Source organism: Longimonas sp., assembly GCF_046498435.1.
Classification (GTDB): domain Bacteria; phylum Bacteroidota; class Rhodothermia; order Rhodothermales; family Salinibacteraceae; genus Longimonas.
Genome location: NZ_JAWOAR010000330.1, coordinates 1 through 9,443, shown reverse-complemented (window position 1 = coordinate 9,443; position 9,443 = coordinate 1). Strand labels below are relative to the sequence as shown.

Sequence of the window (9,443 nt, the reverse complement as noted above, 5' to 3'; positions counted from 1 at the left end):
CAGCGGCTCCGCCAAGGAGACGCGGAGTCCTGACACGAGCGAAGCGACTGATGAACGCAGTGAATAAAGATCTCCTCCGAAATGGGCAGGGCCGTTCAATCGCCTAGAGCGCCGCTGAGCACCGAGGAGATGGTTCGGCGTGCTCCGGGCTGGGCCCGTCGCGTGCTCACCATGACAGGCTTTGTTGGGGGATGATTGCAGAGCAACCCTCAAAATGAGGGTTGACAGAGCACTACTGCTGTGTCACACCTGAATGTTCAGGTTGTAAGGTTCCCCATTCGTATGCTGTCATCTTGAGCGAAGCAACTGCGCCTAGCAGGTGCGGAGTCCCGACACGAGCGAAGCGACTGATGAACGCAGTGAATAAAGATCTCCCCCAAGGTTGGCAGGTCCTCTGTCCCGCCGTATCTGCTAAACACCAGAGAGATGGTTCGACTGCGCTCACCATGACAGGCTTCGTGGGAGGGTGATTACAGGGCAACCATCAAAATGAGGGTTGACACACCACTACCTCCATCTGTTTTCAGATACAAACTCGAAGGCCAGGTCTTACTATATTGTCCATTTGTTGCTGGTGCCATCGCCACCTACGTGCAGCCCCCGTCCGCATTTGCCCCGTCTGCATTTGCTGGCTCTGTTCGCCCTCATTCACGTTACGTTTACATAGAAGTTGTGTCTACAGCGTACAGGCCTTAATCTGTAGTGTGGCCTACCCGTTTACTTCTTTTATGTAACTCAATAATCCTATGGCACGTGGCGTAAACAAAGTCGTCTTGGTGGGCCGACTGGGTCAAGATCCCGAACTCAAATACACCAACAGCGGAACCGCAGTGTGCACCTTCTCGGTGGCGACCAATGATTCGTACACCAACCGCGATGGCGAGCGCGTCGATACCACCGAATGGCACAACATCGTGGTGTGGGGGCGCCTGGCGGAGATCTGCAACGAGTACATCGACAAGGGGCAGCAAGTGTATCTGGAAGGCCAGTTACAGACACGCTCTTGGGAAGACCGCGACGGCAACAAAAAGTATCGCACCGAAGTGAAGGCGCGGGACGTTGTCTTTTTAGGTCGCCCTGGTACCAAAGGATCTTCAACGCCATCTAACCGGCGCTCGAAGGCCGTGCATGAACCGATGGACGCAGCTGAATACGCATCCTCGGAGAAGGTCTCTCCTCCGAATGAACCCAACGGCGCTCCACCGTTTTAACGGAACCAGATAGCACGTATCTTACCTGTTAACACAACGCAACCACCCACTATGGCACGCGGCGTAAACAAGGTCATCCTGGTCGGGCGACTCGGCCAGGATCCCGAACTCAACTACACCAACAGCGGCACAGCGGTGTGCAACATGCGCATGGCTACCGGCGACTCGTATACCAACCGCGATGGCGAGCGCGTCGATACCACCGAATGGCACGACGTGGTTGCCTGGGGCGGGCTCGGCGAAACCTGCGGCGAGTACCTCGAAAAAGGCCGCCAGATCTATGTGGAAGGCCAGTTGCAGACCCGCTCCTGGGAGGACCGCGATGGCAACAAGCGCTACAGCACCGAAGTCAAGGCGCGCGACGTGATCTTCCTGAGCGGCAGCGATGGCGGCGGACGCGGCAATCGTGGCGGCAATCGTGGCGGCGGGCGTGGTCAAGGCAACAACCGCATGAACCAGGACAACGGTCCCGGCAACTTCGACCAGACCCACCAGCCCCGCAAAGGGCAGCAGCAAGGAAGTCAGGGCGGCAGTAATCAAGGCGGCTCGGGTCAACAGCAAGAAGAGGACTCGTTCGAGCCCGACGACGATCTGCCGTTTTAATCGCGGTTTCAGGTGGGATGCGAAGCATGGTATTTCCATTGCTGCATTCCTACGCATTGCATGAGCCTATCGCTCATACCCATGTGGGGGCGCCCGTCCGGGTTGCCCCTATTTTTTTGTGGGGGATTGTTGCTCCAAATGCGCAACCTGCTGCTATCATTGACAAATCTGCGATTATTTCGAGTTTGTCGATACTTGTCCCAGAGATGTAGCGATCTTTCGACGCTGCATCTGGTACTGTTTAATATGTATCATATTCTGATGATTGCGGCCCTGTAGCTCATGAGTATTGCCCCCTACCTCTCGGACGACATCCGCTCGTCCGTCGACTTTGAATCGTTCCTTGGCACGTTTCGCGACAAGCTGCGTACGGTCTTTCGGGAGCGTAGCGATGCCGACGCGGTGAGCCTCACACGGGGGCTGCCACCGTACATGATGCGCGAAGTGCAGTCGGCAACCCCGTTGGCTGCATTCATCCCCGAAGAATATGGCGGACGCGGCGGTCATGTGCATGAGTGCCAAGCCATTCTGGCGGCGGCCTCGTACGAGTCGCTCGCTCTCTCGCTTACCTATGGCATCAACGGCGCGCTCTTTTTGCAACCCGTTACGAAGTATGCCAACGAGGCCGTGAAGGGCCCTATCTTTGAGCGCTTCTTGAAAGATAAGAACATGGGCGGGCTCATGATTACCGAGCCCGACTACGGCACCGATGCGCTCAACATGCAGACGGCCTACACCGAAACCGAGCACGGGTACGCACTCAGCGGTACGAAGCACTGGGCCGGACTTACTGGATGGGCCGATTTCTGGCTCATCACCGCGCGCCGCCAGTCGGAGAGCGGGCAGCTAAGCCGCGACATCGACTTCTTCATTGCCGACATGAACCAGGCGGAACAGATGGTCGAAGTCGAGGAGGTCTACCAAAACCTTGGCCTTTACCTCATTCCGTATGGCCGCAACAACATCGATCTGACGGTGCCCCGCGCGCACAGGCTGGAGCCGGAGAGCACGGGCATCAAGATGATGCTCGACACGCTGCACCGCAGCCGCATCGAGTTTCCGGGCATGGGCATGGGCTTCTTGAAGCGCATCCTCGACGAATCTCTTTCACACTGTAAAAACCGTTCTGTTGGTGGGCGCTCGCTCTTCGAATACGATCAGGTCCGCAAGCGCCTGGCCTGGATTCAGGCGGCCTTCACGGCATGCTCATCGATGTGCTTGCACACCAGCGAAACCGCACACATCGAGAAAAACCTCGCCAGCGATAACCTGGGGCCCAACGCAACCAAAGCGGTCGTGACCGACCTGATGCAAGATGCCGCGCAGTCGTTCTTGCAACTCTCGGGCGGACAGGGCTACCGCCTTGACCATCCCGCCGGACGCGCCACCGTTGACAGCCGTCCCTTTCAGATCTTCGAAGGCTCGAACGATGTGCTCTATCAGCAGATCACCGAAACGGTGCTCAAGCACATGCGCCGCGCCAAGGTCGACAACGTAGGTGCGTTCTTACGCGACTTTGACCCGACCCGCCGCGCTGCCGATCGCTTCGACGACGCGTTCAACTTTTCGGTGGATGCATCGTCGCTCTCGCAACGCAAAAGTGTGGAACTGGGCCGTGCGCTGGGCCGCGTGGCGGTAATGGAGTACATCGTTGAACTGGGCGACCGAGGCTTCCGCAGCGACCTCATCTCGAACGCGCTCCACGTGTTCACCCAAGAGGTGCAACGCCTGCTCTGCTCCTACCATACCAGCCCCGAGCCGCTGCCCGTCGAAGCCTACGACGATACCGACAGCAGCTGGCTCAACTTTGTGGATGCATAAGCACAGCGCGGTGGAGATGCGGGGCGATGACCCGACTTGGGAAGCTGCCTCACGCACTTTTCACAGCAGCACGCTGCGCATCCGCCCCATGTGTTGATTACGTTGGCTGATGCGCTATGCTCTCCTTTAACCTCCTGCTTGGCCATGGCCCGATTTGGCATCGTCACCTTTCCCGGCTCAAACTGCGACCATGATGCGTATCACGCTGTAAAACATGTGCTTGGGGAAGACGCCACGTTTGTGTGGCATCAAGACACGGATCTGAGTGCGCTGGATGTCGTCGTTCTGCCGGGCGGCTTTTCGTATGGCGACTATCTGCGTTCGGGAGCCATTGCGCGGTTCTCGCCGGTGATGGATGCTGTCGTTGACTTTGCCAACGCGGGCGGACTCGTGCTGGGCGTGTGCAACGGTTTTCAGGTGTTGTGCGAGGCCGGCTTGCTGCCCGGCACGCTGACGCGTAACCACTCGCTTCGCTTTGTCTGCAAACCTACCGCTGTGCGCATCGAGCGCATCGATACGCCCTTTACCGCGCAGTATGCACCGGGACAGGTGCTTTCGCTTCCGGTGGCGCACGGCGAGGGCCGCTACGTGGCCGACGATGCCACCCTCGACGCGCTTGAGTCCAACAATCAGGTGCTCTTCCGCTACACCGATGCCGACGGACGCGCTACCGATGCGGCCAATCCCAACGGGTCGATGCGCAACATTGCAGGCATCTGCAACGAAGCCCGCAACGTACTCGGGCTCATGCCGCATCCCGAACGACACGTCGAATTGCTCCTGGGCTCCGATGACGGACGCCCGCTCTTTGAATCGCTCCGTGCATCGGTCAACGACGCGATGCTCACGTCTGCTGCGTAATCTGTTATGGTCGAGATGCCGTTCGAGGGTCCCATTTCGCTTGCCGATGTGCCCGTTACAACAGCACTGCTCCTGGCCAATGTGGTTGTGAGCTGGTATGTGCTGTACCGGAATCCCCGACTGCTCGACCCGCTCTCGTTTCAGCCGTATCGGATCGCCAACTATGGCGAGTACTACCGCTTCTTAACGGCGGGATTTGTACACGGGAGCGGCGCGCACCTGGCGGTCAACATGATCACGCTCTTCTTCTTTGGTCCTATACTCGAAGGGCTGTTGGGAGCGTTTGGGTTTTTGCTGCTGTATGTGCTTTGTGAGATCCTGGCTCACACGGTTACTTTCACTTATCATTACGACGATCCGCAGTATGCTGCAATTGGTGCTTCGGGGGCGGTAAGCGGGGTCGTGTTTGGCTTCTGCCTCTTTTTTCCCCTGGAGATGCTCTATCTCTTCTTTATCTTACCTATTCCGGCTGTGCTGTTTGCAGTAGGATACGTAGTCGGGTCCACTTACGCCTTCAACAAGAACCAGCGTGCGGGGCAGCGCGGCGGCATTGCACACGAGGCGCACATCGGGGGGGCCATTGCGGGGGTGATTGTCACGATTGCGCTCGACCCGCGTGCACTCGACTCATTCATTCAAACGATGTCTTCACTGTTGTAGCCGATCCGTACGCTTTTCTACAGCACACGGCGCAGCAGATCGGGCCAGTCGGAAAACGAGAAGCCGTTTGCCACAGGTTTGCTTGGGGATTCGCGGGGCGTGTACCAGGCTATCTGCCAGCCCGCACGGGCACTGCCTTTCACATCGGAGGTGTACGAGTCGCCCACGTACAGAATCTCGCCGGGCTCGACGCAGGCTTGCTCGGTGGCATGGGCAAACACGGCAGGATGCGGTTTGAGATGCCCCACCTCTTCGCAGATGATCACAGATGCGCAGGCGCTGCGCAAAGCCGGAAACTGATTCATCTTGCGCTGCTGCGTCTCGCTGAATCCGTTGGTGAGAATGCCAACACCGTATTGCTCGGCCACCTGGGCAAATGCTTGCTGCGCCCCCGGCACGTAACGCCAGTGCGCGCCGTAGCGCTGAAGGTACCGTGTGTGCACAACAGACGCCTGCTCTGTGTCGGCTCCGAGTGCATCGAGCAGGCGGCGGAACCGCTGCTGCTTTACGGTGGCCTTGTCAATTGTGCCTTGGGCATAGGCCTGCCACAGCGGCTTGTTGATGCGATGGTACGTATCGTGCACGGCATCCATATCGCACCCGGTGAAGAGCGCCGGGAAGTCGTCGATCACATCACCAAGGGCAGCACGCTCGGCATAGCGGTGGTCGAGCAGGGTGTTATCAAGATCGAAGTAGACAAAACGGATGGGCGGCATTCCGATGCGAACAAGGTGAAACAAATGAGCGGGCAGACAGCCTGTACAGCTGGGATGTATGTTGGAGTAAGCAACGAAGCTTAGCTTTCTCCCAAATTATCCTAACGCGCTGCTAATGACCATTACAAGCGAACGGAGGACCGTTCGCTACAGGGAGGTTGTTTGTGTTGACTACTGCAGGGCGACTTCGAAGAGGGCGTACTCTTTATCGCGGATGGCACCGATGGATTCGATCGCGTTTTTGAGGCGTTCGTTGGTGTCGAGCACCCAACTGGTTTCGCAGGCGTCGTAGCCGTATTCGGGGCCGCGCTCCATCGTTTCGAGCACCATGAGGGCGTCGATCCCTTTGCCCTGATAGGCTTTGCGGATGCCCATGAGCGGCATGCGCAGTTCGCTGATCCCATAGGTCGTGCGCATGAGCAGCGTCCACCACCCGGTGGGCAAGAGGCGTCCGTCGTCGACGTGGCGCAGTGCCTGGTTGATGTTGGGCAGCGAGAGGGCAAAGGCCACCGGCTCGCCTTCGTGCTCGACAAAGTAGACGAGGCGAGGGTCGTATACCTCTTTGAGGCTGTCGACAAGCTGGGTGAACTCGGCCTCGGTCATGGGCACGTGGCCCCAGTTCTCGGACCACGCTTCGTTGTAGATGTCGAGCAGCGTACGCGCTTCGTCGTAAAGGTTGTCGGGGTCAACGGTGCGCAGCGAAAGGCCGGGGGTGCGGCGCTTTACGATCTCAACACCGCGCCGCAGCCGGTCGTATTTGGCGTAGCGCTTGTGGGCGTAGTAGGCCCACATCGTCATGGAGCGCTCGAAGCCGTAGTCGGTGAGCAGATCGACGTAGTACGGCGGGTTGTACGGCATGAGCACCGAGGGACGCCGGTCGAAACCGTCAACCAGTAGGCCCGAGACGTCGTTCAGTGACGGGTTGGTGGGCCCGCGCATCCGGATGCAGTCGCGGGCGCGCAGCCACGACTCGGCGGCGTCGAGCAGCGCATTGGCAACAGCCGGGTCGTTTTCGGTCTCGAAGAAGCCGAAGAAACCGGTGTCGTCGTCGTACTTCTTCAGATGCATCCCGTTGATGATGGCAGCGATGCGTCCGCACACCTGGCCGGTGTCGTCTTCAGCGAGGAAGAGTTGCATCTCACCGTGGTCGAAGAACGCGTTTTTGTCGGGGTTGAGGGTGGCGTGCTCCTCGCGGCGCAGCGGCGGCACCCAATTCGGGTAGCGCTCGGGATAGAACTGGTACGGCCAATCGACGAACGCGTCGCGGTCGGCACGCGAGGTAACGGCGCGGATGTGTATGGGAGCGGAGGCAGCCATAAGGCATGGGGGCGACTATCAAACACCGAAGCGCGACCCTGCAGGGAGCAGCGCCGCGCCTCGTGCAATACGAAACAGCAGAATGTTAGTGGACTCCATTCGAGCCAATCACGCCGTGGCGGGTTCCGACTTTGTAGAAGGCTTCGAGGATGTGGTCGAGGTCCTTGCCAGTGTGGGTGGCCATGTACGAGGTCCGCATGAGCGACTGCCCTTGTGGGACAGCAGGCGGCACGACGGCGTTGACGAACACGCCTTCTTCGAGCAGGTCGCGCCAGAAGCGGAAGCACGTTTCCATGTCGCCGACCACGACAGGGATGATGGGGGTTTCGCTATCCCACACGTCGAAGCCCTGCTCGCGGAAGCCCTCGCGCATGTAATCCGAGATCTCCCAGAGACGCTCCAGGCGCTCCGGCTCTTCTTGGAGGATGTCGAGGCACTTGAGCACGGTGGCCACATTGGCGGGAGGCATCGAGGCACTAAAGATGTGCGGGGAGCTTTCATGGCGCAGGTACTCGATCACGTCTTCGTCGCCCACGCAGAAGCCCCCCAACGAGGAGAAGCTCTTCGAGAACGTACCCGTGATGAGATCCACATCCTGCAAGCGCCCAAACGTAGAGGCTGAGCCCTGCCCTTTGGGTCCGATGACGCCAATGGCGTGGGCGTCGTCGAGCATGAGGGCGGCGTCGTACGTGCGGGCGAGCGAGATGAGGCGCGGCACATCGGCAATTTCGCCACTCATGGAGAACACACCGTCGGTGGCGATGAGTTTGCTCTTGTCGGGATGGCGCTCGTGAGCGCGTTCCAGCATCTGCTCCAGGTGGTCGAGGTCGTTGTGGCGGTAGCGCCGCGTTTCGGCGAAACTCATCTGCGTACCGGCCACAATGCAGGCGTGATTGTCTTTATCGGAAAAGATCAGGTCGCCTTTTCCGGCAATGGCCTGTACCACGCCCATGTTGGTCATGTATCCCGTTGAGTACAGAATACACGCCTCGGCCTCCATAAAGTCAGCCAGCCGCTCTTCAAGCTGCAGGTGCAGGTCGAGCGTGCCGTTGAGGAAGCGGCTTCCTGTGCATCCGGTGCCGTAGGTTTTGATAGCCTGGGCTGCCGCTTCTTGCACGCGGGGATCGGATGTTAGGCCAAGATAGTTGTTTGACCCTGCCATAACAACCTCCTCGCCATTCATAATGGCCCGGGCCCCGTCGTTTCGCTCAATGGGACGGAAGTACGGGTACAGGTCAGCTTCTTTGGCCTGTGCGTAGGCGCCGTCGGGGTCGAAAAACCGCTGACATTTGTCAAAGAGGGAAGGCGATGCCGCCGTGTCAACAGCGGAATCGGTTGCGGCAGTGTCGGATGGTGCAGGAGAATCAGACATACAGTTGGTAGCAACGTGTGGCAATGGCGGTGCGGCGTGCAAGGTGCAAGTAACAGGCGGACGCTTTCGTGAAGCAACAGAACAGGGCGTTACAAATTACGACGCGTTACAAATAAGGCATCTCAAACTACGCTGAGTGTGGAAAACCACATGCAAGATAAAATTTGTATACATGGAGGTTTTTGTGCCTATGCAGATCCCCCCTCACCTGGCATCCGAAAGCAAAGCAGCATACCAGATGCGTTGTGATTTATTCAGGGGGTGGCTGTGGTTTGTTCTGTGCGTGCACGCAAGGCCAATCGAAAGCCTGGTCGTATGACCCAAGTTGTGGGGGCAATGCAGCTCACCGAGTGCGTGTAGGGTATAGCCGCTCACACAATGCAGAAAGTAACAGCCGGTCTTAAAACGCCTAAAGCGTGCCGGGAATGCCGTGAGCAAGCCAAAAGTGTTTATGTCGACAACGGACACATGCATATCGGGCAAGCGTTACGAGGGTCCGTTTCGGTCTGCCAGATATACAACGTATACGGAAAATTGCCCGCTGCTCCCCCGTCTTTTCCCGTTAGATATATAACGGATTCGAAATGTGTGGCTCAAGATAATACCAAATGCGATAGTTCAATGTACATGTTTTGAGGGGGTACCCTGAACTTCAGTACCGGGCCCAAGTGACAGCGGTCCTGCGCCTTCTCGTGAAGTGCGCTTATGTCCTGGATCCTGGATCTCCGTTCGCAAGCTCACTGCGTCCAGGATGACACCTGAGTGGGCCATTGCGTATAACACAACGTTCAGCACTACGTACCAATGTGTCATCCCGGACAAGGTGCCCCTGGCACCGCTGATCCGGGATCCATCCTTCGGGAAGGCGGCTCCATGTGTTTG

General features: G+C 58.3%; 8 protein-coding genes. 5 read left to right on the top strand and 3 right to left on the bottom strand.

Features of this window, described 5'->3' with window-relative positions:
* The first annotated feature begins 746 nt into the window (after nucleotides 1-746).
* The 5 genes from R6U20_RS12730 to R6U20_RS12710 all read left to right on the top strand — a co-directional run bounded on the left by R6U20_RS12730 (nucleotide 747) and on the right by R6U20_RS12710 (nucleotide 5,156).
* On the top strand, nucleotides 747-1,211 hold the full coding sequence (locus R6U20_RS12730; RefSeq protein WP_410338223.1) for a single-stranded DNA-binding protein: 465 nt from the start codon (nucleotides 747-749) through the stop codon (nucleotides 1,209-1,211).
* Nucleotides 1,212-1,262: 51 nt separating this feature from the next.
* Nucleotides 1,263-1,814: a single-stranded DNA-binding protein gene (locus R6U20_RS12725; protein WP_410338222.1), complete on the top strand. Its 552-nt coding sequence runs from the start codon at nucleotides 1,263-1,265 to the stop codon at nucleotides 1,812-1,814.
* Nucleotides 1,815-2,096: 282 nt separating this feature from the next.
* A complete protein-coding gene (locus R6U20_RS12720; protein WP_410338221.1) occupies nucleotides 2,097-3,635 on the top strand; it encodes an acyl-CoA dehydrogenase family protein in 1,539 nt (512 codons plus the stop codon).
* Between the two features lie 144 nt (nucleotides 3,636-3,779).
* Nucleotides 3,780-4,496 (top strand): phosphoribosylformylglycinamidine synthase subunit PurQ, encoded by a 717-nt coding sequence (purQ, locus tag R6U20_RS12715; RefSeq protein ID WP_410338220.1) that lies wholly within the window; start codon nucleotides 3,780-3,782, stop codon nucleotides 4,494-4,496.
* 6 nt (nucleotides 4,497-4,502) lie between these two features.
* On the top strand, nucleotides 4,503-5,156 hold the full coding sequence (locus R6U20_RS12710) for a rhomboid family intramembrane serine protease (RefSeq protein ID WP_410338219.1): 654 nt from the start codon (nucleotides 4,503-4,505) through the stop codon (nucleotides 5,154-5,156).
* A 17-nt stretch (nucleotides 5,157-5,173) separates the two neighbouring features.
* Here the strand turns inward: R6U20_RS12710 and R6U20_RS12705 are convergent, their stop codons facing one another.
* From R6U20_RS12705 to R6U20_RS12695, 3 genes are all read right to left on the bottom strand, one after another.
* On the bottom strand, nucleotides 5,174-5,896 hold the full coding sequence (locus tag R6U20_RS12705) for an HAD family hydrolase (RefSeq protein ID WP_410338218.1): 723 nt from the start codon (nucleotides 5,894-5,896) through the stop codon (nucleotides 5,174-5,176).
* Nucleotides 5,897-6,043: 147 nt separating this feature from the next.
* Entirely contained in the window at nucleotides 6,044-7,189 is a 1,146-nt protein-coding gene (locus tag R6U20_RS12700) for a hypothetical protein (RefSeq protein WP_410338217.1), read from the bottom strand.
* An 85-nt stretch (nucleotides 7,190-7,274) separates the two neighbouring features.
* Nucleotides 7,275-8,561, bottom strand: a complete 1,287-nt coding sequence (locus R6U20_RS12695; RefSeq protein ID WP_410338216.1) for an aminotransferase class I/II-fold pyridoxal phosphate-dependent enzyme — start codon at nucleotides 8,559-8,561, stop codon at nucleotides 7,275-7,277.
* Between the last annotated feature and the right edge of the window lie 882 nt (nucleotides 8,562-9,443).

Excerpts from the sequence above, each read along its gene's own strand:
- R6U20_RS12710 (WP_410338219.1), top strand. The coding sequence starts at position 4,503 with ATGGTCGAGATGCCGTTCGAGGGTCCCATTTCGCTTGCCGATGTGCCC.
- R6U20_RS12700 (WP_410338217.1), bottom strand. The coding sequence starts at position 7,189 with ATGGCTGCCTCCGCTCCCATACACATCCGCGCCGTTACCTCGCGTGCC.
- R6U20_RS12695 (WP_410338216.1), bottom strand. The coding sequence starts at position 8,561 with ATGTCTGATTCTCCTGCACCATCCGACACTGCCGCAACCGATTCCGCT.
- purQ (WP_410338220.1), top strand. The coding sequence starts at position 3,780 with ATGGCCCGATTTGGCATCGTCACCTTTCCCGGCTCAAACTGCGACCAT.
- R6U20_RS12720 (WP_410338221.1), top strand. The coding sequence starts at position 2,097 with ATGAGTATTGCCCCCTACCTCTCGGACGACATCCGCTCGTCCGTCGAC.
- R6U20_RS12730 (WP_410338223.1), top strand. The coding sequence starts at position 747 with ATGGCACGTGGCGTAAACAAAGTCGTCTTGGTGGGCCGACTGGGTCAA.
- R6U20_RS12725 (WP_410338222.1), top strand. The coding sequence starts at position 1,263 with ATGGCACGCGGCGTAAACAAGGTCATCCTGGTCGGGCGACTCGGCCAG.